This window comes from Aeromonas simiae (assembly GCF_000820125.1).
GTDB lineage: Bacteria > Pseudomonadota > Gammaproteobacteria > Enterobacterales > Aeromonadaceae > Aeromonas > Aeromonas simiae.
Window position 1 is genome coordinate 83,009 of sequence record NZ_CDBY01000049.1, and the last position, 26,073, is coordinate 109,081.

The following is a 26,073-nucleotide window of genomic DNA, read 5'->3' on the forward strand; positions in this document are numbered from 1 at the left end:
GCTAGATGCCGAGCCGATCGCGCAGGCTGTACCAGACCGCCCCCATGGCGGTGAGCGGGACCCGTAGCAGGCGCCCGCCCGGGAAGGGGTAGTGAGGCAGGTTGGCGAAGGCATCGAAACGCTCGGCCTGGCCGGCGAGGGCCTCGGCCAGCAGCCGGCCGGCCAGATGGGTACAGGTGACCCCGTGGCCGCTGTAGCCCTGCATGTAATAGATGTTGCTGCCGATGCGGCCAAACTGGGGCAGCCGCGACAGGGTCAGCAGGAAGTTGCCGGTCCAGCTGTACTCCACCCTGACCCCGGCCAGCTGCGGGAAGGTCTTGAGCAGCTTAGGCATGATGAGCCGCGCTATGTCGGCCGGATCGCGCGCGCCGTAGACCACCCCACCGCCATAGATGAGGCGGTGATCGGCGCTGGTGCGGTAGTAGTCGAGCAGGTAGTTGCAGTCCTCAACGCAGTAGTTTTGCGGCAACAACTCGCGGGCCCGCGCCTCACCGAGCACCTCTGTGGTCAACACCTGAGTGCCGCAGGGCATCGATTTGGCCGCCAGCTCGGGCACCAGATTGCCGAGATAGGCATTACCGGCCACCACCACGAAGCGTGCCCTGACCGAGCCCCGCTCACTCTTCACCGTCACGACCTCCCCCGCCACCAGATCCGTCACCGGGGATTGCTCGAAGATAAGGCCGCCGAGGGAGCGGATCGCCTCGGCTTCGCCAAGGGCCAGGTTGAGCGGATGGAGGTGGCCGCCGCTCAGATCGAGCAGGCCGCCCACGTAGCGATCGCTTTGCACCACCCGTCTGATCCCCTCCCGATCGAGCAGCTCCAGCCGCTCATTGCCCCAGCGCTGCCAGCGCGCCTGCTGGGCTTTAAGCTCGTGCAGCTGCCGCTCGGTGTCGGCGGCGAACACCCCGCCGACCCGGTGATCGCACTGGATGCGGTAACGCTCGATCCGCTCGCGGATGATCTCGCTCCCCTCAAACAGCATGCTGCCGAGCAGCTTGGCCTGGGCGGGGGGGCAGTTGCGCTCTATGGTGTCGATGTCGCGGCTGAAGGAGTTGACGATCTGGCCGCCATTGCGGCCACTGGCGCCAAAGCCGATGCGGCTGGCCTCGAGCAGTACCACCTTGTAGCCCCGCTCGGCCAGATGCAGCGCACTGGAGAGACCGGTGTAGCCGCCCCCCACTACGCAGACATCGCATGTCAGGCCCTCCTCGAGACGGGGCCATGGCACGTGAGGGTTGGCGCTGGCGGCGTAGTAACTGTTGACGTGTCCTGTCATCTCCCTGCTCCTTGCAGCCATCCTGGCCGTTCGCGATAGCCAACAGGGGTTGATTAAAATAATAAACACCTGTCGTTTTAAAAAACCGCTAACGAGGCCATATTTCCCGCTGATATGGCCTTTTTCTAGCATGCGGCCCCATTAACTTTCAAATATATTTAACACTTGCAAAACAGGGGGGGCCATCATAAGGTCAGAATATGCTCAATATTCTTGACAGCCCGCAAAGGTGACCTATGCATCACACGACCAAGGATGGCGTGCGAAGTCCGTTCATGGAGGAGGCCATCCGCTTCTTCGAGCACCACCCGGATCTGCAGTACATGGACATGCTGCTGCCGGATCTCAACGGCATCCTGCGCGGCAAGCGCATTCCCATTGGTTCCCTGGAAAAACTCGAGAAGGGGTGCTACTTCCCCGTCTCGGTGTTTGCCCTGGATATCAACGGCAATACGGTTGAAGAGTCGGGGCTTGGTCAGGATCTCGGTGAGCCGGATCACCGCTGCGTGCCCATCCCAGGCACCCTGATGCCGGCGGCCAGCGATCCGGAGCGGGTCGGCCAGCTGCTGCTGACCATGCAGGGGGACGACGAGGCCCCCATGCCCATCGAGCCACGCAATATTCTCCAGCGCCAGTGGGAGGCGCTCAAGGCGCGCGGCATCCACCCCGTGGTGGCGGTCGAGCTGGAGTTCTACCTCATCGACCGAGAGCGGGACGAAAGTGGTCGCATCCAGCCCCCCTGCTCGCCGGTGACCCAGCGCCGCGATGTCGGTGCCCAAGTCTACTCGGTGGACAACCTCAACGACTTCGACGACTTCCTGCAAGAGGTGCACGCCCTGGCCGAGCAGCAGGGGCTGCCGCTCGATGGGGCCGTGGCCGAGGCCGCGCCCGGCCAGTTCGAGATCAACCTGCGCCACAGCGCCGATGTGCTGGCCGCCTGTGACGAGGCGCTGGCCCTCAAGCGCCTCATTCACGGGGTGGCCGAGCGTCACGAGATGGAGGCCACCTTCATGGCCAAGCCCTACCCGGATCAGGCGGGCAGCGGCATGCACATTCACATCAGCATCGTCGACGAGCAGGGCAACAACCTCTTCTCCGACGCCGAGGGGGACGACTCGCCGCTGCTGTTGCACGCGGTGGCGGGCATGATAGACCTGCTGCCCGCCTCGATCGCCCTGCTCGCCCCCAACGTCAACTCCTACCGCCGCTTCCAGCCCGGCATGTATGTGCCGCTGCACGCCTCATGGGGCCACAACAACCGCACCGTGGCCCTGCGCATCCCGTGCGGCGATCGCCAGGATCGCCGCATCGAGCACAGGGTGGCCGGCGCCGATGCCAACCCCTATCTGGTGGTCGCGGCCATCCTGGCCGCCCTGCAACACGGCCTCGAGCACCGATTGCAGCCGCCGCCCCCCGTGGTGGGCAACGGCCTCATCGTCGAGGGGGACAGCTTCCCGTTTCGCATGAGCGATGCCCTGGCCGAGTTCGAGCAGTGCGACGTGCTCAAACACTATTTGGGTGAGGAGTTTTGCCATATCTATCACGTCTGTAAGAATGACGAGCTGCTGCAATTTGAGCGGCACGTCACCGAGCTTGAGCTCAACTGGATTCTGAAAACCACCTGAGGTTCCCATGTCCCACTCCCTCATCAAGTCCCAGGCCTTCATCGACGGTCGCTGGTGCCCGGCCGAAAGCGGCCGCACCTTCGACGTGCTCAACCCGGCCAATGGCGCCATCATCACCCGGGTTCCCGACATGGACGGCGCCGACACCCGCCGCGCCATCGACGCGGCCGCCGCGGCCCAGCCGGCCTGGGCCGCCCTCACCGCCAAGGAGCGCAGCCGTTGCCTCTACGCCTGGTTTGACGCCATCACCGAGCATGCCGACGAGCTGGCGCGCATCATGACCTGCGAGCAGGGCAAGCCGCTGGCCGAGGCCAAGGGGGAGGTCACCTACGGCGCCAGCTTCATCCAGTGGTTCGCCGAAGAGGGCAAGCGCGCCTATGGCCGCACCATCCCCGGCTTCTCCGGCGATCGCCGCCTGGCCACCATCAAGCAGCCGGTCGGGGTGGTTGCCGCTATCACGCCGTGGAACTTCCCAATTGCCATGATCACCCGCAAGGCCGGCCCGGCGCTGGCCGCCGGTTGTACCATCGTCATCAAGCCGGCCGCCGAGACCCCGCTGTGCGCCCTGGCGCTGGCGGCCCTGGCCGAGCAGGCCGGCGTGCCGGCCGGCGTCATCAACATCGTGACCTCCCATCAGGCAAGCGCGGTGGGCAACGAGCTGTGCAGCAACAAGACGGTGCGCAAGCTCTCCTTCACCGGCTCGACCGGCATCGGCAAGCTGTTGATGCGCCAGTGCGCCGACACCATGAAGCGGCTGTCGCTGGAGCTCGGCGGCAACGCCCCCTTCATCGTCTTCGATGATGCGGATCTCGATGCCGCCGTGGCCGGGGCCATCGCCTCCAAGTTCCGCAACGCCGGCCAGACCTGCGTCTGTGCCAACCGCATCCTGGTGCAAGACGGCATCCACGACCAGTTTGTCGCCCGCTATGGCGCCGCCATCGCCGCCCTCAAGGTTGGCGACGGCATGCAGGAGGGCACCCAGATAGGGCCGCTCATCAACCCGGCGGCCATCGACAAGGTGGAGGGGCTGGTTGCCGCCGCCCGCGCCGCCGGCGCCACCCTGGTGTGCGGTGGTGAGCGCCACGGCGCCGGGGCACTTTTCTATGCCCCGACCCTGCTCACCGGGGTGCAGCCGGACAACCCGATCCTGACCGAAGAGATCTTCGGCCCGGTCGCGCCCGTGGTGCGCTTCGCCAGCGAAGAGGAGGCGATAGCCCTGGCCAACGACACCCCCTACGGACTGGCCTGCTACTTCTATGGCCGCGACATCGCCCGGGTGTGGCGAGTGGCCGAGCGGCTTGAATACGGCATGGTGGGGATCAACGAGGGGCTCATCTCGACCGAGCTGGCCCCCTTTGGCGGCATCAAGGAGTCGGGGCTGGGTCGCGAGGGGGCGGCCGAGGGGCTCGAGGAGTACCTGGAGACCAAGTACCTCTGTTTCGGCGGCATCCGCTAGCCGTGACACGCCGGGCCTTGGGCCCGGCTCATCCACACATCAGGGCGCCCGGCGCCCGTCTCAGGGAGGAGACATGAGCCATCCATCCAGCAACCGGGAGTGGCAGGCGCGCCGCGAGGCCGCCGTGGTCCAGGGGGTCGGCACCCTGCTGCCGGCGTTCATCACTCGGGCCGAGAACGCCGAGCTGTGGGACGTCGAGGGCAAGCGCTACATCGACTTTGCCTCCGGCATTGCCGTGCTCAACACCGGCCACAACCACCCCAAGGTGGTGGCCGCGGTGCGCGCCCAGCTCGAGCATTTTAGCCACACCTGCTTTCAGGTGACCCCTTACAGCGGTTATGTCGAGCTAGCCGAGCGGCTCAATGCCCTGGTACCCGGCCCCACTCCCAAGCGCACCTTGCTGCTTTCGACCGGTGCCGAGGCGGTGGAGAACGCCGTCAAGATTGCCCGCACCTACACAGGGCGCCCCGGCGTCATCGCCTTCAAGGGGGGCTTTCACGGCCGCACCCTGATGGGCATGGCGCTGACCGGCAAGGTCGCCCCCTACAAGGCGGGTTTTGGCCCCTTCCCGGCCGAGATCTACCACCTCCCCTTTCCCTGCGATTACCTCGGCATCAGTGAGGAGCACTCCCTCACCGCCCTCGAAGCCCTGTTTGCCGCCGACATCGAGCCAACCCGGGTCGCCGCCATCATCATCGAGCCGGTGCAGGGGGAAGGGGGATTCTATGTCGCCGCCCCCGGCTTTTTGCAGGCCCTGCGCCGCCTCTGCGACCAGCACGGGATCTTGCTCATCTGCGACGAGATCCAGAGCGGTTTCTGCCGCACCGGCAAGACCTTCGCCTGTGAGTACGCCGGCATCGAGCCGGACATCATGACCCTGGCCAAAAGCCTGGCCGGCGGTTTCCCGCTCTCGGCCGTGGTCGGCAAGGAGGCGGTGATGAACGCCGCCAAGCCGGGCGGCCTCGGCGGCACCTACGCCGGCGCGCCGATTGCCTGCGCCGCCGCCCTGGCGGTGCTGGATCTGATCGAGGAGGAACAGCTCAACCAAAAAGCGCTGGCTCAGGGCGAGCAGCTCAAGGCGGGACTGCACCGCCTGGCCGAGCGCTTCGACTGCATCGGCCAGATCCGCGGCCCCGGCGCCATGGTGGCGATGGAGCTGGTGAAAAACGGCGATGCGACCCGGCCCGATCCGGATCTCACCAAGCGGCTGGTGGCCGAGGCGGGCCAGCGCGGCCTGGTGCTGCTCTCGTGCGGAGTGCGCGGCAACGTGATCCGCTTTCTGGCCCCCCTGACCACCCCGGCGCCGCTCATCGCGGAAGGACTTTATCTCCTCGAACAATCCCTGGAGGCCGTACTGGCCTGACCAGGGGGAAAGTGACCGCTTACAAGCGAAAATTAATGCTGTTTTCTCATTGATTTGCGCTTGTCAAGGGGGGGGAGTGGAGGCACAATGCGCCGCCTTTGAAGGACCGATGCCGCCCCGTGCGCTCGGTCCTTCTTCCATGGTAGATCCACCCATAACCAGAGGCCGGCATCCCGTCCGGAAGTGATAGCGAGATGGCACACCATCTCTTGCCGCAGTGAGGAACACCATGAAGCATCCGCATGCTTTCCTGCCGGCCCATGCCGGTGTGCGCCAATATGGCGCCTCTGAGACCCAGCGCCGTCAGGCCCTGCTGTCGTTGAATCACTGCGTCCGGATGGCGCAGACAGGGGAGGATGCATGATGCAGACCCAGGCTGTTGGTCTGAAGAAGACCCTGAAACTGTGGCATGTGGTGATCATGGGGCTGGCCTATCTCACCCCGATGGCCGTGTTCGACACCTTCGGTATCGTCACCGAAATCACCGAAGGCCACGTGCCGACCGCCTATCTGTTCGCCCTGCTCGGCATGCTGTTCACCGCCCTGAGCTATGGCCACCTGGTGCGCAAGTTCCCCTCGGCAGGCTCTGCCTATACCTACGCCCAGAAGGTGTTTCACCCCTATGTCGGCTTCATGGTGGGCTGGGTCTCCCTGCTCGACTACATGTTCATGCCGATGATCAACATGCTGCTGGCCAAGATCTACATGGAAACCCTGCTGCCCGGTGTCGCCCCCTGGACTTACATCCTGACGCTGGCCAGCGTGATGACCTTCCTCAACCTGCGCGGCATCAAGCTGGTGGCCAACTTCAATAGCCTGATCGTGCTGATCCAGTTCAGCATCATCGCCGTCTTCATCGGCCTCATCGCCTGGGGCGTGCACAACGGCGAAGGGCTTGGCACCATGGCGAGCAGCCGGCCTTTCTTCTCCGAGCAGATGCACGTGCTGCCGCTGCTGACCGGCGCCTCAATCCTGTGCCTCTCGTTTCTCGGCTTCGATGCCATCAGCACCCTGTGTGAAGAGACGCCGGACGCCTCCCGGGTGATCCCGCGCGCCATCGTGCTCACCGCGCTGATCGGCGGCGTGCTGTTCATCACCGTCTCTTATTTCTTGCAGCTGTTCTTCCCGGACATCTCCCGCTTCCAGCACCCGGATGCGGTGCTGCCGGAGATCGCCCTCTATGTGGGGGGCAAGCTGTTTCAGACCATCGTGCTGGTGTCGACCACGGTGGCGGTGCTCGCCTCCGGGCTCGCCTCCCATGCCGGTGTGTCGCGCCTGCTCTATGTGATGGGGCGTGACCGCGCCTTGCCAAAGCGCTTCTTCTCTTACGTGCATCCGACCTGGCAGACCCCGGCCCTCAACGTACTGCTGGTGGGGGTGCTCTCCCTCTCGGCCATCTCGTTCGATCTGGAGATGGCGCTGGCGCTGATCAACTTCGGCGCCCTGGTGGCCTTCACCTTCGTCAATCTGGCGGTGATCGCCCACTTCTACGTCAAGCTCGGCCACAACAAGACGCTGCGGGATCATCTGGTGTTCCTGGCCCTGCCCCTGTGTGGCGCCGCCTGCATCGGGGTGCTGTGGCTCAACCTTGAGCCCGCCTCCTTCGAGCTGGGGGTGATCTGGGCCGGCCTCGGTGCCCTCTATCTGCTGCTGCGTCTGACGGTGTTCCGGGTCAACCTGCTGCCTCAGGAGGCGAAGGCCCAATAAGCCCCTGTGCGCCATTAAAAAGAGCCCTTCGCGGGCTCTTTTTTTATTGCTAACAAAGCACTCATCAAAGGGGAAAACAACAACAACGATAGTGACTGCTCACACCCAAAATAAAAAGCGTCAGCGTGCGCCTTTTTGCTTGTCTCCCCCCCTCTCTTTGGGCAGAATACGCGCCGAATTAAAGGACCGGTGCCAGAGGCATCGGTTCTTTCTTTTACTGGCAGTACCACATTCATCAAAAGAGGCCGGAACCACTCCGGAAATGATACCGAGATTGCACACAATCTCCCGACGCTAAGAGGAAGAAAATGGGGCGTTTCACTGCTTTCCTGCCGGCGATGACCGGTATGCGCCTCCCCGGCGCCCTTGATGTCCAGGCTCACGCTCCGATAGCGTCCCTGGGTTCGTTGCTGCCACGTGCCCAACAGGCACTGCCAGAGGAGAAAGCATGATGGCCGGTGCCAAGCTGCTCAAGACCCTGACCCTGTTTCAGATGGTTGTCATGGGGCTTGCCTACCTCACCCCCATGGCGGTGTTCGACACCTTCGCCATCGTCGGCGAGATCACCGACGGCCGCGTCGCGACCGCCTACCTGCTGGCGCTGGCCGGTATCCTGCTGACCGCCTTCAGCTATGGCCACCTGGTGCGCCGCTTCCCCTCGGCAGGCTCTGCCTACACCTATGCCCAGAAGGTGTTCCACCCCTACATCGGCTTCATGGTCGGCTGGTCCTCCCTGCTCGACTATATGTTCATGCCGATGATCAACATCCTGCTGGCCAAGATCTACCTGACCGCCAGGTTCCCCGGCGTCGAGCCCTGGATCTTCATCCTCGGCCTGGTGACCGTGATGACCTTCCTCAACCTGCGCGGCATCAAGCTGGTGGCCAACCTCAACGGGGCGATCGTGCTGATCCAGCTCGCCATCATCGTCACCTTCCTCGGCCTCATCGCCTGGGGCGTGAGTCACGGTGAAGGCGCCGCCACCCTAGTGAGCAGCCGTCCGTTCCATGTGGAGTCGGCCAGCATGCTGCCGCTGTTCACCGGCGCCACCATCCTCTGCTTCTCCTTCCTCGGCTTCGACGGCCTGAGCTCCCTGTCGGAGGAGACCCCGAACGCCGACAAGGTGATCCCGCGCGCCATCGTGCTGACCGCGCTGATCGGCGGCGTCATCTTCGTCGCCGTCTCCTACGGCCTGCAACTGTTCTTCCCGGATCTGGCCCGCTTCAAGGAGCCGGATGCCGTGCTGCCGGAGATCGCCCTCTACGTGGGGGGAACCCTGTTCCAGAGTATCGTGCTGGTGTGCACCACGGCGGCGGTGCTGGCCTCCGGCATGGCGGCCCACGCCGGTGTGTCGCGCATCCTCTATGTGATGGGGCGCGATCGGATGATCCCGGAGCGGGTGTTTGGCTACATCCACCCCACCTGGCGCACCCCGGCCATCAACGTGCTGCTGGTGGGCGCCCTGGCCCTCTCCGCCGTCTCGTTCGATCTCGACATGGCGCTGGCGCTGGTCAACTTCGGTGCCCTGGTGGCCTTCACCTTCGTCAACCTGTCGGTGATCGGCCAGTTCTGGGTGCGCGAGAAGCGTAACAAGTCCCTGAAAGAGCACCTGCTCTATCTGCTGCTGCCGCTGCTCGGCGCCGCCACCATAGGCGCGCTGTGGATCAACCTGGAGCAGAGCTCCCTCGAGCTGGGGCTGATCTGGGCCGGGCTCGGCGTCACTTACCTGTTCCTGCGCCTGGCGGTGTTCCGTATCCCGTTCCGCCAGTACGAAGAGCTGGAAGGCTAATAAGAAGGGGGAGCCATGCTCCCCCTGCCACCTCACCGTGGAACAACAAAAAGGGAGCCGATGGCTCCCTTTTTAAATGCACTCGCACTCGTCTTACTTGTTGATCACCGCAGTGGCAGCCGCTTTGACCGGATCATTGGCAATCTTCTTGGCCGTGTCGCGGGTCTCTTGCACCTGACGGGTGGTGCGCTCAACTTGATCCTTGCGCTCTTGCACCGCATCGCGCTCGTCACGCAGCACGTTGTGCTTGGTGTCGGCGACCTTGTCCTTGGCCTTCTGGGTCTTTTGATCGACCAGCTTGTTCGCATCACAATTGCTCTTCACACCCAGCGTGGCGTTCATTGCCTCATTCTTGACAGCCTTGTCGAGGGTGCACTCGCGATGGAGCAGGCCGGCATTGGCACCGGTTGCAATCAGGCCCAATGTCAGGCCGAGTATCAACGCACGCATAGTCTTTGACTCCTGTGTTTGCTTACGGTGGAGAAGCATAGGCCGTTTGCTTCGAATGGCAACCCCCTCTACTGACACGGCTCCCGGATGGTAGGAAAGGGCTGTCATCACAAAGTCAGACTCTGTCACTGAAGCATCATAAAAGTGTCAAATTGTCATTTCACTGTCATAAACCGTTGTTGTAATGCCCCCCATCTCATCCAACCCGTGATGTCGCATCAAGAGGTTCCATGCACGACACTGCAGCACGCCCCCGCGGGCAGATACTCAACTGGTTTGGCGTAGTGACGCTGGTCTATCTCATCCTGGTGGCCGTGGCCGCTGTCTCCCATGGCTTTAAGGGCTTTTCGGGAGGCGCTGAGGGCGCAGCCGAGATCTTCGCCTTCGCCAGCAACCCCTTCGTCGCCCTGCTGCTCGGCATTCTGGCCACGGCACTGGTGCAATCGTCCAGCACGGTGACCTCGGTCATCGTCGGCTTGGTGGCTGGCGGCCTGCCCATGAGCATGGCCATTCCCATGGTGCTTGGCGCCAACCTCGGCACCACCATCACCAACACCATTGTCTCGCTCGGCCATGTGCGGGATCGCGAAGAGTTTCGCCGCGCCTTCGCCGCCGCGACGGTGCACGACTTTTTCAACCTGATGGCGGTCGCCATCTTCCTGCCGCTCGAGCTCGCCTTCGGCCTGCTCTCGCGCAGCGCCGATACCCTGGCCAACCTGCTGGTGGGCAGCGGCGATCTCTCGATGAAAGGGCTGGACTTCATGAAGCCGCTGACCCAGCCGGCGCTCACCCTCATCGACAGCATCACCGCCTTCATGCCCGGCAAGGCGGCCGCCCTCGCCACCATCGCCATCGGGATCCTGCTCATCCTTGGCAGTGTCACCTGGCTCGGCAAGGTACTGCGCGCCGTGCTGGTTGGCCAGGCCCACGAGATCCTGCACAAGGCGCTGGGACGCGGCCCGCTGGCCGGGATCGCCTCCGGCACCCTGGTCACCGTCATGGTGCAGTCCTCGTCGACCACCACCAGCCTGATGATCCCGCTGGCCGGCGGCGGCGTGTTCAGCACCCGCCAGCTCTACCCTTTCACGCTGGGGGCCAACATCGGCACTACCATTACCGCCCTGCTGGCCGCCACCGCCATCAGTGGTGACGGAGCCCAGCTGGCATTGACCATCGCCCTGGTGCACGTGCTGTTCAACCTGTTTGCCGTGGTGCTCATCTATGGTCTTCCCTTCCTGCGCGAGCTACCGGTGCGCGCGGCCGAACACCTTGCCGAGATCGGCAGCCGCAATAAGCTGATCGCCATGGGTTACGTCGTCGGTCTCTTCTTCGCCCTGCCGGGCATGATGATGGTGCTGGCTCGCTGACCCCCTGGAGCGGTGCACGCTTTGCATCGCTCCATCCCCCTCCTGCTTTCGGTTCAGAGGCCTCCTACACCCATGGGGTCGCCACTCCTGATATGGTGACACTATGGGAACATAGGAGGAGGATGCATGTTAGAAGGAGACTTTACCCACTACGTCGAGCCCACTTCCGGCCTGAAACAAGAAGGGGCCGTCGTTCCCTGCTATCAGCCCATCCTGGACAGAAAACAGCGGCGAGTCGGTGTGGAAGCGCTGGCACGTTACCACCGTCATGACCGCTATGACAGCATCCCTTTCGAGCGTCTCGATGCCGATACCGTGCTGGCCATCGACATCACCATGCTGCACGCCATCATCGATGACCTCCCGACGTTGGCCTCCCACAACGTCCGGGTGCTCTCTATCAACCTGACGCCGGATCGCACCAGCTCCGTCTATCGCAACCTGCTGCTGCTGATCCTGGCGCGGGCCCGCAAGGTCGCCATCACCATCTGGTTCGAGGTGCTGGAAGTGGCCCCGCTGCACAGCCACCAGTTGCAGTTCATCGCCACCTTGCGCAGCCATGGTGCCCGCATCGCCCTCGATGACTTCGGCACCGAGGCCTGCAACTTCCAGCGCATGCTGGTGCAGCCTTATGACATCATCAAGCTCGATCGCTCCTTGCTGCTACAGGCCTGCGATGACCAGCACGCGACCGAGATGCTGCGCGGTCTGGTCGACTACCTGCATCGGCTGGATATGGAAGTGGTCTGCGAAGGGATCGAAAACGCCCATCACGGGGCGCTGTGTGAGCATATCGGCTGCGACTATGCCCAGGGGTTTGCCTATGGCCGCCCCTCCCCGCTGGAGCAGTGGCACTAGGCGTAGCAAAATTGCATGAGGTGGTGGGGACGAGTACAATCTTGCACCCCTTACGCACCGCCATCAGGTGGCGGTGTCCTGATTTGCAATCAGACCAGAGAGAACCTCATGTTCAAGCCAGAATTGCTCTCCCCGGCCGGGACCCTCAAGAATATGCGTTACGCCTATGCCTATGGCGCCGACGCCGTCTATGCCGGCCAGCCCCGCTACAGCCTGCGGGTGCGCAACAACGAATTCGATCACGAGAACTTGCAGCTCGGCATCAACGAAGCCCATGCCCTCGGCAAGCAGTTCTACGTGGTGGCCAACATCCAGCCCCACAACTCCAAGCTGAAAACCTTCGTGCGCGACATGCGCCCTGTGGTCGAGATGCAGCCCGATGCGCTGATCATGTCCGACCCCGGCCTCATCATGATGATGCGCGAGGCGTTCCCCGACATGCCCATCCACCTCTCGGTGCAGGCCAACGCGGTCAACTGGGCCACGGTGAAGTTCTGGCATCAGATGGGGCTGACCCGCGCCATCCTGTCGCGCGAGCTGTCGCTCGACGAGATCGAAGAGATCCGCATGCAGGTGCCGGAGATGGAGCTGGAGGTGTTTGTCCATGGCGCCCTGTGCATGGCCTACTCCGGCCGCTGCCTGCTCTCTGGCTACATCAACAAGCGTGACCCTAACCAGGGCACCTGCACCAACGCCTGCCGCTGGGAGTACAAGGTGCACGAGGGCAAGGAAGACGAAGTCGGCCAGATTGTGCACCGTCAGGAGCCTATCGTGGTGCAGAAGGTCGACCCGACCCTGGGCAGTGGCAAGCCGACCGATGCCCTGGTGCTGCTCGAAGAGTCCAACCGTCCGGGCGAGTTCATGACCGCCTTTGAGGACGAGCACGGCACCTACATCATGAACTCCAAGGATCTGCGCGCCATCCAGCACGTGGAGCGCCTGACCAAGATGGGCGTGCATTCGCTCAAGATCGAGGGGCGCACCAAGTCGTTCTACTACTGCGCCCGCACCGCCCAGGTCTACCGCAAGGCGATCGACGATGCGGTGGCCGGCCGGCCGTTTGACCCGACCTTAATGACCACCCTCGAGAATCTGGCCCACCGCGGTTACACCGAGGGATTCCTGCGCCGCCACACCCACAGCGAGTACCAGAACTACGACTACGGCTACTCGGTCTCCGACACCCAGCAGTTTGTCGGTGAGATCACCGGCCGCAACGGCGACATGGTCGAGGTCGAGGTGAAGAACAAGTTCCTGGTCGGCAACAGCCTGGAGCTGATGACCCCGCAGGGCAACATCCGCTTCAATCTGGAGCAGATGCAAAACCGCAAGGGCGAGCTCATCGACACCGCGCCGGGCAACGGCCACGTGGTCTATGTGCCGGTGCCCAAGGAGGTCGACGTGAACTACGGCATCCTGCTGCGCAACCTCGGTGAGCGCGAGGATACCCGCAACCCTCACACGGCGGCCTGAGATGGCACTGCTTATCACCGACAAGTGCATCAACTGCGACATGTGCGATCCGGAGTGTCCCAACCAGGCCATCAGCCTCGGTGAGGAGATCTACGAGATCGATCCCAGTCGCTGCACCGAGTGTGTCGGCCACTACGACAAGCCGACCTGCATCAGCGTCTGCCCCATCGACTGCATCATCTGGGACCCCAACCACGTGGAGACCGAGGCGCAGTTATTGGAGAAATTCGCTCGCCTGCACGGCTGAGGTCAGCCTGGCTGATGAGCAAGAGAGGCGCCCCCGGTTGCGCCTCTCTTGCCGGTGACCCCTTTCCTTAGATGAAGCAACCCATGAGACCACTCCTCCTCGCTCTGCTCCTGCTGCTGGCCCTGCCTGCGGCGGCCGATGTCATCTGGCTCAAAAACGGCGATCGCCTGACCGGTGAGGTGCAGGCCAATGAAGAGAGCCTCATCCTGACGTTTCCCTTTGGCGGAGAGGTGGAGATCCCGCGCAGTGCGGTCAAGCGCTGGCGCGCCAAACCGAAGGCAGCCCCCAAGCTCAGCAACAAGGGGATCGATCTGACCCTGCTCACCCCTGACGATGAGAAGTGGCACCTGACCGGCAGCGGGGATATCAACCTCAAGATCAAAGACAGCACCAACCGCACCAACAGCCTCAGCACCAAGGGCAAGCTGGAGCTGGAGAACCCGGATTGGCGTAGCGGTCTGGAGGGGGAGTACGAATACGACACCTCCAACGGCGTCACCACGGATCACAACTACCGTCTCAAACCCAGAGTCGACTATTTCATTACCGACCGCTGGTACTGGCGGGGCACCATCGACTATCAGCGCGATCTGCAAGATCCTGTCTATCTCGAGGTGGATTACAACACAGGGCCCGGTTACCGGGTGTGGAAGGAGAGCAAGAAGAAGCTCGAATTCCTGCTGCTGGGAGGCCTGCGCGAGGCGTACTGGCGTGCCAATCCCACCTTCTATCGGCTGTTTAACTCGGATCACGTCGCCTATCCGACCATGACCCTCGCCTGGGATTATCAGCACCGTATCGAAGATACCCGCTTCGAGCTGTTCAGCAGTGGCGAATACATCCACTACCTGAGCCAGCCCGCCGAGTTCCTGACCTATGAGCGCACCGTAGACAGTGAGCTGGGGATGCGTTACTACATCAGCGACAACCTGCGCCTCTCCTGGTCGGCCAACCTCACATGGGATGATGTCTATGTGGACTATCAGGGGGTCAGCCGCAACGTCAATGGCCGGGAGTGGCGCCAGCTATTGAGCCTCGGGGTCAGTTTCTAGCCATGAAAAGGGCGCCGCTGGCGCCCTTTGCAATCAGTGATTGCCATTACCCTTGTTGTGCCCCTTACCCGGGTTGTTGTTGCCGTGCACACTGCGGTTCTGGTTGTTCTGATTTTCCTTGCCGGTGCAGCCATCGCTGGTCACTTTGATGCCGCCGATCTCAATCCATGAGCAGTCGTTCTTATGTTTCTCCTTCCACTTGCGCACCTCAGTCTGGTTATCGACATTGACGTGGATGCCATTGGAGTCGATCTGGATGCCTGCCCACGCCGGGGCGGCGAGGCACATGGAGAGCAACAATACGCGTGATTTCATGGTGTTTATCTCTTCGATTGAAACGGCTCGATCCTAGAACAAGGTGACTCAGCTGTCTCCTCTGCTGGCCAGAAAAGGGGGAAGCGATTCAGCAGAGGTACATCCATGTCATCACCTCGTTCCCACGCTGTTAATGCCCGCTTAGTGGCTCGGCTGCGCCGTCATGGTGACGCGGCCCTGACGCCGCTCACCGCGCCAGGCGGCATACATGCTCCAGGCGGTGTAGATGACCACGCCCCCCACCAGCCATTTGAGCATGGCCAAGTCCATCGAGGTGACCAGGTAGGCGGCCAGCACCACGCCGATGGGGCCAAATAGGGCGACTGCCAGTACCGCCTGGGCATCGAAGGCGCCGCGGCGGATGAAGGTGCCCGCCGAGAAGACGCTCAGCAGCGCCGTCGAGCCCATCATGATGGGGAAGGCGGCGATGGGGTGCATGCCGAGCAGATAGAGCATGGTCATGCAGGGGGCAAACAGGCCGATCCCCACGTTCATCAGCACCCCGAACAGGAAGTTGCCCACCAGCGCTACCACCAGCTTGCCACCGGTGAGCCCCATCGCCTCGCCACCGAGTGGGAACAAGCCGAGCAGGCCGGCAAAGATAAGGCCCGCCACCACCAGCAGGGAGCTGGCCATCACGATGCGCACCGTCTGGCGATCAAACGAGGAGACATAGCGGGCGCCGATGGCCGCCCCGAGGGCCGCGCTGATCATCATGCCAACCAACGTGGTGGGGTCGACCTTGACCACGCCGATGAAGATGAGGGACTGCACCACGGTCGGCAACACGCACTGACCGTTGAGGGTGCCCGGTAACACCTTGTCATCGATGATCTTGAAGTGCTTGTAGAAGGCGGTCTTGACCGCGAAGCTGCCCACTCCCAGGGTATCGAGAAAATTGGCAAAGCCACCGATGGCCGCCACCTTCCAAAAAGGGGTCGATTCGAGCGTGCCACTGCGCCAACGGCGGTGCCATGCACTCAACAACAGAAACAGATAGACGAGGGCGCCGGCGATAAATACCAGCCGCAAAGACAACATCAACATGGGGGATACTCCTCAGCAGGGCGGCGATTTTAGGCCAGCCTGCCAGGTAGGAAAAGAGTGACAGCAGAAAAAATCGCGAGCACTCGAGTCACCCACACCAGGATCTGCTATGCATGAAAGGCTCGGCGGTAGATGCATCCGAGCCCCATCGGAGTGAGTCATTCGCGACGACTCACCGGGTGTTCCGATGGCATAGGTAAAAAAAAGGCCGGGATAACCCGGCCTTTTTCATCGCCTGCTTCAGCGCCACCAGCGCCCGAACAAGCGATCCACTGGCGGTATCAATCTGGCCAACACCTTTTCACCGAGAGGGGTGAGCAGCAGCCAGGGCAGGAAGATGAGGCAGATAGCGAGCGACCCCATGTAGATATCGGTGAACCAGTGGGCCCCCACCATGATGCGCGGCAGGGTAAATACCACCACCATGAGGCAGGCCGTCAGCCCCATCCAGCGCGGCGCGAAGCGCAGCATGAAGGCGGCGAAGATCATCAGCATCAGGCCATGATCGCCGGGGAAGCTGTCACCGGAGGAGTCTTTGGTCGGAAAATCAATCAGCGCGGTCAAGCGCAGGGCCCCCGGTACGCTGAGTGTCGGGCTCGGGCGCTCAACCGGCACCATGTGGCCGATACGGTTGAGCAGCAGGGCCGTGATCACCATCAACAGGCCAATGGCCACCCAGCGAGCCCGCCCGGCACCGTCGCTGCGTAAAAACAGCGTCAGCAACAGCAATACCATGCAAGAGAGGGACACCAGATCGAACAGGCGGTTATTGGTGATGGCCATCGCGAGTCGCCACGGGCCCGGCTCGGCGAGCAGGGCGTTGAAGCCTTGGAAGATCCCCACATCCCAGCGAGCCCAGAAACCGTGCCCCGGGAGCAGCCACCAGCTCAGGGCAATCAGGGCCCCCAGCAGCGGAGCCGCATACAGTCCAGTTTGTCTGTTCATGCTCGATTCTTCTCTCGTCAGCGTCACGAAGGGGCAAATGTTAACGCGCGCCCCGAGAAAAACAACCCGTCAACTGTTTCCAGGTGTTACATGCTGCCTTGGCGCGCGGGCCCTTTTCGATCTAGTATGCCCCGCCCTTATTCGACATGGATCTCGTCATGCGCAGCTATCTGAGAATGGTGCTGTTTGCCCTCGGCCTGCTGGCCGGCGTACAGTTGCCCGGTCTGCTCGAGCTCTACTTCCAGCGGATCGATGCTCGTCTGCAACAGGCCGAGCTCAGCCTCTCCCCCTTTCAAGCCAATGCCGAGCGCCACTTCGCCGGCGATCTGGGCGCCTTACAACGCCACTATCAGCAAAGCCCGGACCCGGTGATGCGTGGCGATGCTGACAGCATCCGCCTGCTGATCGAGCAGCAGAGCCTGCTCAAGCAGGAGCAATCCCTGGCCGCCGCCCCCTGGTATCGGCAAACCCTGCACCTGCTCGGCAGCGCCGACCGCGCACTGGTTCGCGATACCCTGGCCCACTACAGCTACGTGGTGCCCCTGAAACAGGAGGCCATCCTCTGTGGTCTGCTCGCCGGCGTGCTCGGCTCACTGCTTGGGGATCTGCTCTACGCCATCCTGGCCTGGCCGTTTCGACCGGCGCCACGCCGACGCAATGAACTGCGCTAATACAACGGGGAGCCTTGGCTCCCCGTTGTATTAGCGGTTCCCCTCCAGCGGGTAAGGCATGCGCCCATGCGCCACCAGGCGCAGCAAAGCCGCCACTATGCCCGGATCAAACTGGCTGCCGGCACGCTCGTGCAGATAGTCGATCACCTCGGCCAGCGGCCAGGGCTCCTTGTAGGGCCGCTTGCTAAGCAGCGCATCGAACACATCCACCACCGCCACGATGCGCGCCGACAGCGGAATGGCCTCACCGGCGAGCCCGTCCGGGTAGCCGCGGCCGTCGAAATGCTCATGGTGGTGGCGAGCTATCTCGGCCCCCAGCGAGAGATAGCTCATCCCTTCCACCCTGCTGCTGGCCTCTTGCAGGATGCGGGCACCGATCCCGGCATGTAACTCCATGACCTGCCGCTCCTCCGAAGTAAAGCGCGCCGGCTTGTGCAGGATGCTGTCGGGTGTGCCCACCTTACCGACGTCGTGCAAAATGGACGCCATGCCGATCATCTCCACGAAACGGGGCGAGAGCTGCTCGCGATACCCCGCCTCCTGCTGTAACTCCTGCACGATGGCGTCGCACAGCTGCTGCACCCGCAGCACATGGCCGCCGGTGTCGCTGTCACGAAACTCCGCCAACGCGGCCAGCGCCACCACGGTCGCCTCCTGGGCGCTGAGTAGCTGCTGGTTGAGGTTGAGGTTGTCATAGGCCGCCGACATGCGCTGGCAGAAGATACCGAGCAGATCCCGCTCGAGCTGCTCCAGCGGCCATGCCGGAGTCAGGCAGAGCACAAACTCGCGGCCGTTCTGTGCCCGCAGGTAGACGGCTTCGCGCGGTTCGGCGAAGGGGTGGGCGCCGGCCTCCTCGGCGTGGCTCAACGCCTCGAGCAGCTGGGGAAAGTCTTCAAGCGGGGCGCCGCCGAACAGCGGCATATAGATACCGGTGGCCGCCAACACCTGGGGCACCCCCTGGCGCGAGCTGCGCTCGGCACAGACGATCCCCTCGGCCCCCACATCGAGCAGGGCACTCACCTGCCGCAGCACTCCGGAGGCAAACTCCTTGAGCGAGCGCAGCTGATAGAGATCCGCCGCCCCCTCCAGAATGCAGGCGAGCCCCTGGCGGCTGCGCTCAAGGGCGCGCAGGCTCTCGTAAGCGCGCAGGGAGGCAATCACAGTGGTAAACAGCTTCTGGGCGGTGAGATCACTCTTGGTCTTGTAGTCGTTGATGTCGTAATCGAGCACCACCCTGCGCTCGGGCGCCTGACCGGGCTGGCCGGTACGCAGCACGATGCGCACCAGCTGATTATTGAACTCGCTACGGATCTGCTCGACCAGCCGCAATCCCGCATCGTCGCTCTCCATGACAACATCGAGCAGGATCAGGGCAATATCGGTGCGCTGGCGCAAGACGGTCGCCGCCTCCGCTGCCGAGTAGGCACTGATAAGCTCGAGGGCGCGCCCCTTGTAGTGAATGTCGCGGATGGCCAACCGAGTGGCCGCGTGGACGTCCGGCTCATCATCGACGATCAGTACGCACCAAGGAGGGGCTGGGCGTGCGGCGCCCTGACTCTCCTGCTCAACCTCCTCGTCATCGATCAGCCACACCTCGTTGTCATCATCCATGTCGGCCATTGCAGCTCTCCCTGTCGCTAGGTCACCACTATAACCGTAACGTCGGGGCCTCCAGCAAGCACTTCATCGTGGCCACTCCAGCGTCAGGGCCGCAGAAAAAACAGGCCCTCACGAGGAGGGCCTGGGTCAGCATGCGGGAGTCTCGTAGAGCTCGAGTGGCAGCCCGTCCGGATCGGCAAAGAAGGTAAAACGCCGGCCGGTCAGCGCGTCCACTCGCACCGGCTCCACGGCCACGCCGTGTTGCTCCAGATGGTCGATGACCGGCTCAAGCGCCGCCACCCGAAACGCCAGGTGGCGCAGACCGCACGCCTCCGGACTCGAAGGGCGCGGCGGCGGGGCGGGAAAGCTGAACAGCTCGAGCTGGCCGCCTCCCGGCAGGGCCAGATCCAGCTTCCACGACTGGCGCTCGGCGCGCAGGGTCTCGGCGATGATCGGCAGCCCCAGCAGCTCGTGATAGAAGGCCCGCGACCGATCGTAATCGCTCACGATGAGCGCCACGTGGTGGATGGCGCCCAGCAGCGCCCCTTCGCTCTTGTCACTCATGATGCTTCCCACCTAGTTGAAGAAGTTGTTGAACCAGCCATCCAGCACGCTCTGGGGCGAGCCGGCGCACGACATGGCCTCGCCCAGCCCCGCCAGCTTGGCCGGTACCGACACGCTGCCGGGGCAACTGCTGTCGACCCGGCCGCCGCTGCTGCGCGAGAAGCTGGCCCAGCCGATGCCCTTGGGCAGAGTCAGCGACAGGCTGTTGACCCCACGCTGGCCCATGTAGTTGGAAAAGAGCTGCAACGCCCCGTTGGAGCCGGTCAGTCCGGCCGGGGTGTTGTCATCGCGGCCAACCCAGACGCTCACCAGCTCGTTGTTGTCGATGCCGGCGAACCAGGAGTCACGCAGCTCGTTGGTGGTGCCGGTCTTGCCGGCCATGGTCAGGCCGGGGAAGCGGGCATTCAGGGAGCGGGCCGTGCCCTGGCTGACGGTCTTGGTCATGGCAAACAGGGTCAGCCAGCTTGCCTCGGCATCCACCACCTGCTTGGCGACGCTGTTTTGCTTGTACATGACCCGGCCACTGCCGTCGATCACCGCGCGCAGGGCCGACAGGGGCTGGGTCAAGCCGCGATTGGCGATCGGCAGGTACATCTGGTTGACCTCGAGCGGACTCAGGGCGATCGCCCCCAGCACCAGGGAGGGGTAAGGCTGAATCGTCTGCTCCACCCCCAGCTTGTGCAGGGTGTCGACCACCTTGTCGAGCCCCACCTGCATGCCGAGATTGACAGTCGGCACGTTGCGCGAGCCGGCCAGGGCATCCATCAGCGGTATGCTCTGCAAGAACTTGCGGTCATAGTTCTGCGGCGTCCACACCTGACCATCCTGACCACGGATGCGGATCGGCTGATCTTTGAGCGGCGTCTGCAAGTTCATGCCGTTGGAAAGGCCGGTCAGGTAGACCGAGGGTTTGACCAAAGAGCCAATCTGGCGGCGCGCATCGAGCGCCCGGTTGAAGCCGGCATAGCGCGGGTCTCGTCCCCCGACCACGGCCACTATCTCTCCCTTGCGCCAGTCCGAGACCACCATGGCCGCCTCGAGCTTCTTCTTGCCGCGCGCCTTCTCTATCTCCACCAGCCCCTTGGCCACCGCCTCTTCGGCGGCGAACTGGGCGATGGGATCGAGGCTGGTGAAGATCTTCACCCCAGACTGCTTGAGCAGATCGGGGCCGAACTGGGACTGGATCTCGCGCTTGAGCAGGGTCATGAAGGCCGGGGTGCGGCCATAGGTCATCTGCCCGCGCGGTATGATGCCAAGGGGCTGCTTGCTGGCAAGCTGATACTCGGCCTCGGTCAGGCTGCCGTGCTCGGCCAGCAGCTTGAGCACCACGTTACGCCGGCTCAGGGCCCGCTCCGGGTAGCGCCAGGGATCGTAGTAAGAGGGGCCCTTGACCAGCCCCACCAGCAGCGCCACCTGATCGATGTCGAGCTCGGTGGCCGGAATGCCGAAGTAGAAATAGGAGGCCAGCCCGAAGCCGTAGACCCCCTGGGAGAAGTTCTGGCCGAGGTACACCTCGTTGAGGTAGGCCTCGAGGATCTCATCCTTGCTGTAGCGGTAATCGATGATCACCGCCATGTAGACCTCCTGCAACTTACGCCACAGGCTGCGCTCGCGGGTCAGGAAGAAGTTCTTGGCCAGCTGCTGGGTCAGGGTACTGCCCCCCTGCACCGTGTGACCGGCCAGCAGGTTGGCTACCATGGCACGCAAGATAGCCACCGGCGAGACGCCGCCATGCTGGTAGAAGTCGCGATCCTCCGTGGTCAGCAAGGTGATGAGCAGGCTGTCCGGCACCTCGGAGAGGCGCACCAGCAGGCGATCCTCCCGATCCTCGGTATTGATGCGATCGAGCAGCACCGGGTCCATCTGGGCAAACCCCATCTGACGACCGCTCTCGAGGCCACTGATGGTGGCCAGACGCGGGCCGTTGAAGGCCAGCCGCAGGCCGCGGGCCCCGTCGGCCCCGTCGAAGAACTCAAACGGGCGGCGCACCAGATCGATACCGGCCGAGGTGAGGGCATACTCCCCCGGCTGGTGCGGCTGGCGTACCGGCTTGTAGTTGAGCATCTTGAGCTCGCGCAACATCTGGTCGCGCGAGAGGCGCTGGCCGGGATAGAGCTCGAGCGGTCGGCTGTAGACCATCACCGGCAGCTGCCACTTCTCGCCGTCAAAGCGCTCGCGCACCTTGGTGTCGAGGTAGATGCCGAACACCACCATGAAGGCGGCGCCCACCAGCGCCAGCTTGAAACCAAGCCAGAACAGGGTACGGCCGATGGAGCGGCGCGCAGCGCCCTTCTTGGCCGGTTTCTTCTTACGTGTCGTTGCCATCGTTCCTTTTTTCCCCGGGCGATTCACGCTGAGTTGTTGTTACGGCAGGGTCAGCCCTGCTCCATCCGCTTCTTGGTCAGCCGTGTCGGCATCGCCTCCAGCGGATTGTCCGGCCAGTAGTGGCGCGGATAACGTCCTTTCATCTCTTTTTTCACCTGCTCGTAGGAGCCGGCCCAGAAGGCGGCCAGATCGGCGGTGATCTGTAGCGGCCGCTGGGCTGGTGAGAGCAGCTCCACCAGCAGCGCCACCTTGCCTTGCGCCACCCGCGGCGTGCTGGCCTGACCAAACATCTCCTGGATCCGCACCGGGATGGCGGGGGCCTGCCCCGGAACATAACGGATGCGCACCCGGGTGCCGGTCGGGGCGGTGAAATAGACCGGCAGCTGCTCGTCGAGCACGCTCGGCAGCGGCCAGGGCAGCAGGGCGCGCAGGGCCGCCACCAGATCGACGCGCTTTAACTGCTCGAGGCGGGTCATGCCGAGCACGCTCGGCAGCAGCCACAGCTCGAGGCCGGCGAGCAGCGCCTCGTCCGACACCTGAGGCCAGGGGTGTTCGGGCAGCCACTCGGCGGCGCAGCGCTGCCGCGCCAGCAACCCCTCGCTCGCCTCGTCCCACGGCAGGCAGTGCAGCCCCTTGCCGCGCACCCCGTCGAGCAGGCAGCGCCCCTTCTGCTCATCGCTAAGGGCGCTCAGTGGTTCACTGCCGAGCACCAGCTCGCCCAGGGTACGCTGGCGCTCGGCCCGTACCCGGTCGGCCTGCTCGTCCCAGGCAAAATGCTCGCGCTCCCCGATAAGCTCGGGCAGGAGGCGCTCCAGCTCACCCAGCTCAACCGGCTCGGCCACGAAGATGCGGCTGCCGCGCTCGTTCTGGCCCAGATTGACCGCCACCAGAGCTGACGCCCCCGTGAGCGGGTGATCCTCCACCAGATCGGCGCTCACCCCGCCCGAAAGCTGGTAGCGACTGCCGCTGCGCAGCCGCCCGATGCGATCGGGCCAGGCCAGGGCACACAACAGGCCTAGCCACTGCCCATGGGCCTCGCCCGGCCTGACCCCGAGGCGCTCGAACCAGCGCCGCGCCTGGCCATGCAGGGCGCCGCGGCGACGTTGGAACAAGACGCCGAGGCGCTCCGATCCTCGCAGATCTTCCTCCAGCAGGGCCACCAGATAACAGGCGTCGGCGACAATCCCTGACAGACCCTCGGCCTCCAGCTCGGCGGCGCGCAGCAGCAGATGCGCCAGCCGCGGTGCGGTGCCGAGACGGGCCATGGCGCGGCCATGAGGGGTGAGCTGCTGCTCCCCTTTGAGGGCGCCGAGGGAAGTGAGCAGCCGCTGCGCCTGGGCCAGCGCCCCGGCAGGGGGCGTATCGAGCAGCGGCAGCGCCTCAACCCGGCTGCCCCACTGGGCCGCCTCCAGCATCAGGCCGGTTAGCTCCTGAGTCAGCAGATCGGGCGGGCTCTGCTCATCGAGCCGATCCTGCTGCTCGGCGCTCCACAGGCGGTAGCAGACGCCGGGGCCTAGTCGACCGGCCCGGCCGGCGCGCTGCACCGCCGAGGCGCGGGCAATCTGGCGGGTCTCGAGACGGGTCACGCCGCTGCGCACATCAAACTGGGCGCGCCGCTCCAGACCGCTGTCGATGACCAGGGTGATCCCCTCTATGGTGAGCGAGGTCTCAGCCACGTTGGTGGTGAGCACCAGCTTGCGCCGCCAGGCCGGGGCAGGAGCGATGGCGGCCTGCTGGGCGCGGATATCGAGGCGGCCATAGAGCGGGGCTATGTCCACCTCAGGCCCTACCCGCTCGCGCAGCCACTCGGCCAGACGCTCTATCTCCCCCTGGCCGGGCAGAAACACCAGCGCGCTGCCGGCGTGGTTGGCCAGCGCCTCCAGCACCACGGCACCGAGCTGGGGTTCGAGGCGCTGCTGGCGGCTCCACGGACGGTAGAAGCACTCGACCGAGTGGCTGCGCCCCTCGGAGCGCAGCACCACCGCCTCGCTGAGCAGGCGCTCGAGGGGCAGGCCGTCGAGGGTAGCCGACATCACCAGAATACGCAGGTCATCGCGCAGGGCCTGCTGACTTTCGAGGGCGAAGGCCAGCGCCGTGTCGGCGTGCAGGCTGCGCTCGTGAAACTCGTCAAAAATGAGCAGGTCGACCCCGGACAGCTCGGGGTCCTGTTGCAACATTCGGGTCAGCACCCCCTCGGTGACGATCTCAAGGCGGGTCTTGCCGCTCACCCGGCTCTCGCCGCGCACCCGCAAGCCTATGCGCTCCCCCACCTTCTCACCCAGTTGGGCGGCCAGGTAGGCCGCGATGTTACGCGCCGCCAGCCGGCGCGGCTCGAGCAGGATGATGCGCCCGGCCACGCGCTCGCGACGCACCAGCTCAAGGGGCAGCAGGGTCGATTTGCCGGCACCGGGTGGCGCCTGCAAGATGAGCTGGGTGTGGAGCAAGAGCGCCTGCTCGATGGCGGGCAACAGGTCGGCGATCGGCAGAGTCGACAAATCAGCACTTCCGTCATGGTAAAAACGGCGCCTATGATGCCACACTTTGCCCCCTTCGTGGGGCCTTCCCCGCTGCATCAGGAGACCCCTTGGCCCGACTGTTTTTTGCCCTTCCGGTCAGCCTGCTGGCCGACCCTATCGTGGCGTGGCGCGCTGCCCGCCCCTGGCCCGGCGAGCCGGTGCCGGCAACCAACCTGCACCTCACCCTGGCCTTTCTCGGCGAGGTGACGGCGCAGCAGCGGACACAGCTTGAGGCGATCGCGGCCCGGCTGCACTGTCCGCCACTGACCATCCCCCTCGACAGCTGTGGCTGGTTTGGTCGCGCCAAGGCGGCCTGGATCGGCCCCGAGCGCTGGCCCAACGAGCTGTCGGTGTTGGTGCGCGAGCTACAACGCCACTGCACCCGCCTCGGCCTTGGCAACGGCGAGCTGCACTACCGCCCCCACATCACCCTGTCGCGCAAGGCCGCGGCGGCGCCGGAGCCCGCTCCGGCCCCCGATTTCGTCCTACATGCCGACAGCTTTTGTCTCTATCAGTCGGTCAGCAGCGAGGAGGGGGTACGTTATGAGCCCCTCGCCTGCTGGCCACTTCGCAAGCGAGTGACTGCATGAAATTTCATCCTCCACTACAAAGCGGCCTGTTGTTGCAGCGCTATAAGCGCTTTCTCACCGACGTGCAGCTCGACGACGGCTCAACCCTCACGGTGCACTGCGCCAACACCGGCGCCATGACCGGCTGCGCCGACCCCGGCACCCGGGTCTGGTACTCCACGTCCGACAATCCCAAGCGCAAGCTGCCCCACAGCTGGGAAATCGCCCAGAGCCCGCGCGGCCACCTCATCTGCGTCAATACCGCGCGTGCCAACCAGATTGCCCGCGAGCTGATCGAAGCCGGTGCTATCGCCCCGCTCGCCGGCTACGCGCGCCTGCGCAGCGAGGTCAAATACGGGGAAGAGGGCAGCCGCATCGATCTGCTGCTGGAAGATGACCAGCGGCCATCCTGCTATGTGGAGGTGAAATCAGTCACCCTGCTCGATGCTGAGCGTGACGATGGGATGGGCTATTTTCCCGATGCAGTGACAACCCGTGGCGCCAAGCACCTGCGCGAGCTGATGGCGATGAAGGCAGCCGGCCACCGGGCCGTGTTGCTGTTCATGGTGTTGCACTCGGGGATTACCAAAATGTGTGCTGCATCACACATTGATCCACAATACAGTCTGCTTCTTGAGCAAGCGATTGGGGCAGGGGTTGAAATTTTATGCTACCAACCCCATGTTGAGATCACAGGCTTTAAGCCGCAAGGGTTTATCCCGTTTGAAACCGTTAGCCGGATTATTCCCAAGGGATCAGAAATCTCGACGGAGTAGCAATAATGGTATGGGTTGTTTGCCACGCACCACCCCATCTGATATAGATACCGGCCTTAATTTATGGATGGCACGGGACG

The 26,073-nt window shown here is 63.9% G+C and carries 23 protein-coding genes; 14 read left to right on the plus strand and 9 right to left on the minus strand.

The window, feature by feature from the left end:
• Nucleotide 1: 1 nt before the first annotated feature.
• On the minus strand, nucleotides 2-1,279 hold the full coding sequence (locus BN1134_RS08895; protein WP_042046686.1) for an NAD(P)/FAD-dependent oxidoreductase: 1,278 nt from the start codon (nucleotides 1,277-1,279) through the stop codon (nucleotides 2-4).
• Between the two features lie 236 nt (nucleotides 1,280-1,515).
• Here BN1134_RS08895 and BN1134_RS08900 point away from each other — a divergent pair, with 236 nt between their 5' ends.
• From BN1134_RS08900 to BN1134_RS08920, 6 genes are all read left to right on the plus strand, one after another.
• Nucleotides 1,516-2,904, plus strand: coding sequence for a glutamine synthetase family protein (locus BN1134_RS08900; protein ID WP_042046687.1), 1,389 nt, complete (start codon nucleotides 1,516-1,518; stop codon nucleotides 2,902-2,904).
• Between the two features lie 7 nt (nucleotides 2,905-2,911).
• Nucleotides 2,912-4,360 carry an NAD-dependent succinate-semialdehyde dehydrogenase gene (locus tag BN1134_RS08905; RefSeq protein WP_042046689.1) on the plus strand — a complete coding sequence of 483 codons (1,449 nt, stop codon included), beginning with the start codon at nucleotides 2,912-2,914 and terminating at the stop codon, nucleotides 4,358-4,360.
• A 73-nt stretch (nucleotides 4,361-4,433) separates the two neighbouring features.
• A complete protein-coding gene (gene gabT, locus BN1134_RS08910) occupies nucleotides 4,434-5,723 on the plus strand; it encodes a 4-aminobutyrate--2-oxoglutarate transaminase (protein ID WP_042046691.1) in 1,290 nt (429 codons plus the stop codon).
• Nucleotides 5,724-5,952: 229 nt separating this feature from the next.
• A complete protein-coding gene (locus BN1134_RS20300) occupies nucleotides 5,953-6,087 on the plus strand; it encodes a hypothetical protein (protein WP_264293165.1) in 135 nt (44 codons plus the stop codon).
• Nucleotides 6,087-7,430, plus strand: a complete 1,344-nt coding sequence (locus BN1134_RS08915) for an APC family permease (protein ID WP_042046692.1) — start codon at nucleotides 6,087-6,089, stop codon at nucleotides 7,428-7,430. Before BN1134_RS20300 ends, BN1134_RS08915 begins: the two co-directional genes overlap by 1 nt.
• Before the next feature lie 451 nt (nucleotides 7,431-7,881).
• Nucleotides 7,882-9,219 carry an APC family permease gene (locus BN1134_RS08920; protein WP_042046740.1) on the plus strand — a complete coding sequence of 446 codons (1,338 nt, stop codon included), beginning with the start codon at nucleotides 7,882-7,884 and terminating at the stop codon, nucleotides 9,217-9,219.
• Nucleotides 9,220-9,312: 93 nt separating this feature from the next.
• On the opposite strand, the gene BN1134_RS08925 is transcribed toward BN1134_RS08920, so the two are convergent.
• Nucleotides 9,313-9,669 (minus strand): hypothetical protein, encoded by a 357-nt coding sequence (locus tag BN1134_RS08925; protein ID WP_042046694.1) that lies wholly within the window; start codon nucleotides 9,667-9,669, stop codon nucleotides 9,313-9,315.
• 230 nt (nucleotides 9,670-9,899) lie between these two features.
• Here BN1134_RS08925 and BN1134_RS08930 point away from each other — a divergent pair, with 230 nt between their 5' ends.
• The 5 genes from BN1134_RS08930 (at nucleotide 9,900) to BN1134_RS08950 (ending at nucleotide 14,666) form a co-directional block, all read left to right on the plus strand.
• The gene (locus BN1134_RS08930) at nucleotides 9,900-11,036 is read left to right on the plus strand and encodes a sodium:phosphate symporter (protein WP_042046695.1); all 1,137 of its coding nucleotides are present in this window, start codon (nucleotides 9,900-9,902) and stop codon (nucleotides 11,034-11,036) included.
• A 126-nt stretch (nucleotides 11,037-11,162) separates the two neighbouring features.
• A complete protein-coding gene (locus tag BN1134_RS08935) occupies nucleotides 11,163-11,894 on the plus strand; it encodes an EAL domain-containing protein (protein WP_084214762.1) in 732 nt (243 codons plus the stop codon).
• 108 nt (nucleotides 11,895-12,002) lie between these two features.
• Entirely contained in the window at nucleotides 12,003-13,367 is a 1,365-nt protein-coding gene (gene trhP, locus BN1134_RS08940) for a prephenate-dependent tRNA uridine(34) hydroxylase TrhP (RefSeq protein WP_042046696.1), read from the plus strand.
• A gap of 1 nt (nucleotide 13,368) precedes the next feature.
• Entirely contained in the window at nucleotides 13,369-13,614 is a 246-nt protein-coding gene (locus tag BN1134_RS08945) for a YfhL family 4Fe-4S dicluster ferredoxin (protein ID WP_042046699.1), read from the plus strand.
• A gap of 83 nt (nucleotides 13,615-13,697) precedes the next feature.
• Nucleotides 13,698-14,666, plus strand: a complete 969-nt coding sequence (locus tag BN1134_RS08950; RefSeq protein WP_042046700.1) for a DUF481 domain-containing protein — start codon at nucleotides 13,698-13,700, stop codon at nucleotides 14,664-14,666.
• A 33-nt stretch (nucleotides 14,667-14,699) separates the two neighbouring features.
• Here the strand turns inward: BN1134_RS08950 and BN1134_RS08955 are convergent, their stop codons facing one another.
• The 3 genes from BN1134_RS08955 to BN1134_RS08965 form a co-directional block, all read right to left on the minus strand.
• Complete coding sequence (locus BN1134_RS08955) at nucleotides 14,700-14,981, minus strand: hypothetical protein (RefSeq protein WP_042046701.1); 282 nt, start codon at nucleotides 14,979-14,981, stop codon at nucleotides 14,700-14,702.
• A gap of 141 nt (nucleotides 14,982-15,122) precedes the next feature.
• Nucleotides 15,123-16,028, minus strand: a complete 906-nt coding sequence (locus BN1134_RS08960) for a sulfite exporter TauE/SafE family protein (protein ID WP_042046702.1) — start codon at nucleotides 16,026-16,028, stop codon at nucleotides 15,123-15,125.
• Nucleotides 16,029-16,268: 240 nt separating this feature from the next.
• Complete coding sequence (locus tag BN1134_RS08965; protein WP_042046704.1) at nucleotides 16,269-16,973, minus strand: phosphatase PAP2 family protein; 705 nt, start codon at nucleotides 16,971-16,973, stop codon at nucleotides 16,269-16,271.
• 146 nt (nucleotides 16,974-17,119) lie between these two features.
• Between BN1134_RS08965 and BN1134_RS08970 the strand changes: the two genes are divergently transcribed.
• Complete coding sequence (locus tag BN1134_RS08970; protein ID WP_042046705.1) at nucleotides 17,120-17,644, plus strand: DUF2937 family protein; 525 nt, start codon at nucleotides 17,120-17,122, stop codon at nucleotides 17,642-17,644.
• A gap of 30 nt (nucleotides 17,645-17,674) precedes the next feature.
• Here BN1134_RS08970 and BN1134_RS08975 read toward each other — a convergent pair whose 3' ends face one another.
• The 4 genes from BN1134_RS08975 to hrpB form a co-directional block, all read right to left on the minus strand.
• Entirely contained in the window at nucleotides 17,675-19,264 is a 1,590-nt protein-coding gene (locus BN1134_RS08975) for a DUF3369 domain-containing protein (protein ID WP_042046706.1), read from the minus strand.
• Between the two features lie 126 nt (nucleotides 19,265-19,390).
• Nucleotides 19,391-19,807, minus strand: a complete 417-nt coding sequence (gloA2, locus tag BN1134_RS08980; RefSeq protein ID WP_042046707.1) for an SMU1112c/YaeR family gloxylase I-like metalloprotein — start codon at nucleotides 19,805-19,807, stop codon at nucleotides 19,391-19,393.
• A 12-nt stretch (nucleotides 19,808-19,819) separates the two neighbouring features.
• On the minus strand, nucleotides 19,820-22,132 hold the full coding sequence (mrcB, locus tag BN1134_RS08985) for a penicillin-binding protein 1B (protein WP_042046708.1): 2,313 nt from the start codon (nucleotides 22,130-22,132) through the stop codon (nucleotides 19,820-19,822).
• Nucleotides 22,133-22,182: 50 nt separating this feature from the next.
• Entirely contained in the window at nucleotides 22,183-24,627 is a 2,445-nt protein-coding gene (gene hrpB, locus BN1134_RS08990; protein ID WP_042046710.1) for an ATP-dependent helicase HrpB, read from the minus strand.
• An 89-nt stretch (nucleotides 24,628-24,716) separates the two neighbouring features.
• Here hrpB and thpR point away from each other — a divergent pair, with 89 nt between their 5' ends.
• Nucleotides 24,717-25,238, plus strand: coding sequence for an RNA 2',3'-cyclic phosphodiesterase (gene thpR, locus BN1134_RS08995; protein ID WP_042046711.1), 522 nt, complete (start codon nucleotides 24,717-24,719; stop codon nucleotides 25,236-25,238).
• The gene (gene sfsA / locus BN1134_RS09000) at nucleotides 25,235-25,993 is read left to right on the plus strand and encodes a DNA/RNA nuclease SfsA (RefSeq protein WP_042046712.1); all 759 of its coding nucleotides are present in this window, start codon (nucleotides 25,235-25,237) and stop codon (nucleotides 25,991-25,993) included. The genes thpR and sfsA overlap by 4 nt, the downstream gene beginning before the upstream one ends.
• Nucleotides 25,994-26,073 lie beyond the last annotated feature (80 nt).

What these genes read in the sequence shown, in the direction of transcription:
- BN1134_RS08970 (WP_042046705.1), top strand. Translation starts at nt 17,120, where the DNA reads ATGGATCTCGTCATGCGCAGCTATCTGAGAATGGTGCTGTTTGCCCTC.
- BN1134_RS08900 (WP_042046687.1), top strand. Translation starts at nt 1,516, where the DNA reads ATGCATCACACGACCAAGGATGGCGTGCGAAGTCCGTTCATGGAGGAG.
- BN1134_RS08925 (WP_042046694.1), bottom strand. Translation starts at nt 9,669, where the DNA reads ATGCGTGCGTTGATACTCGGCCTGACATTGGGCCTGATTGCAACCGGT.
- BN1134_RS08965 (WP_042046704.1), bottom strand. Translation starts at nt 16,973, where the DNA reads ATGAACAGACAAACTGGACTGTATGCGGCTCCGCTGCTGGGGGCCCTG.
- BN1134_RS08975 (WP_042046706.1), bottom strand. Translation starts at nt 19,264, where the DNA reads ATGGCCGACATGGATGATGACAACGAGGTGTGGCTGATCGATGACGAG.
- trhP (WP_042046696.1), top strand. Translation starts at nt 12,003, where the DNA reads ATGTTCAAGCCAGAATTGCTCTCCCCGGCCGGGACCCTCAAGAATATG.
- BN1134_RS08960 (WP_042046702.1), bottom strand. Translation starts at nt 16,028, where the DNA reads ATGTTGATGTTGTCTTTGCGGCTGGTATTTATCGCCGGCGCCCTCGTC.
- gloA2 (WP_042046707.1), bottom strand. Translation starts at nt 19,807, where the DNA reads ATGAGTGACAAGAGCGAAGGGGCGCTGCTGGGCGCCATCCACCACGTG.
- BN1134_RS08895 (WP_042046686.1), bottom strand. Translation starts at nt 1,279, where the DNA reads ATGACAGGACACGTCAACAGTTACTACGCCGCCAGCGCCAACCCTCAC.
- BN1134_RS08915 (WP_042046692.1), top strand. Translation starts at nt 6,087, where the DNA reads ATGCAGACCCAGGCTGTTGGTCTGAAGAAGACCCTGAAACTGTGGCAT.
- BN1134_RS08920 (WP_042046740.1), top strand. Translation starts at nt 7,882, where the DNA reads ATGGCCGGTGCCAAGCTGCTCAAGACCCTGACCCTGTTTCAGATGGTT.
- BN1134_RS08955 (WP_042046701.1), bottom strand. Translation starts at nt 14,981, where the DNA reads ATGAAATCACGCGTATTGTTGCTCTCCATGTGCCTCGCCGCCCCGGCG.
- BN1134_RS08945 (WP_042046699.1), top strand. Translation starts at nt 13,369, where the DNA reads ATGGCACTGCTTATCACCGACAAGTGCATCAACTGCGACATGTGCGAT.
- mrcB (WP_042046708.1), bottom strand. Translation starts at nt 22,132, where the DNA reads ATGGCAACGACACGTAAGAAGAAACCGGCCAAGAAGGGCGCTGCGCGC.
- BN1134_RS08950 (WP_042046700.1), top strand. Translation starts at nt 13,698, where the DNA reads ATGAGACCACTCCTCCTCGCTCTGCTCCTGCTGCTGGCCCTGCCTGCG.
- BN1134_RS08930 (WP_042046695.1), top strand. Translation starts at nt 9,900, where the DNA reads ATGCACGACACTGCAGCACGCCCCCGCGGGCAGATACTCAACTGGTTT.
- BN1134_RS20300 (WP_264293165.1), top strand. Translation starts at nt 5,953, where the DNA reads ATGAAGCATCCGCATGCTTTCCTGCCGGCCCATGCCGGTGTGCGCCAA.
- BN1134_RS08905 (WP_042046689.1), top strand. Translation starts at nt 2,912, where the DNA reads ATGTCCCACTCCCTCATCAAGTCCCAGGCCTTCATCGACGGTCGCTGG.
- gabT (WP_042046691.1), top strand. Translation starts at nt 4,434, where the DNA reads ATGAGCCATCCATCCAGCAACCGGGAGTGGCAGGCGCGCCGCGAGGCC.
- BN1134_RS08935 (WP_084214762.1), top strand. Translation starts at nt 11,163, where the DNA reads ATGTTAGAAGGAGACTTTACCCACTACGTCGAGCCCACTTCCGGCCTG.
- sfsA (WP_042046712.1), top strand. Translation starts at nt 25,235, where the DNA reads ATGAAATTTCATCCTCCACTACAAAGCGGCCTGTTGTTGCAGCGCTAT.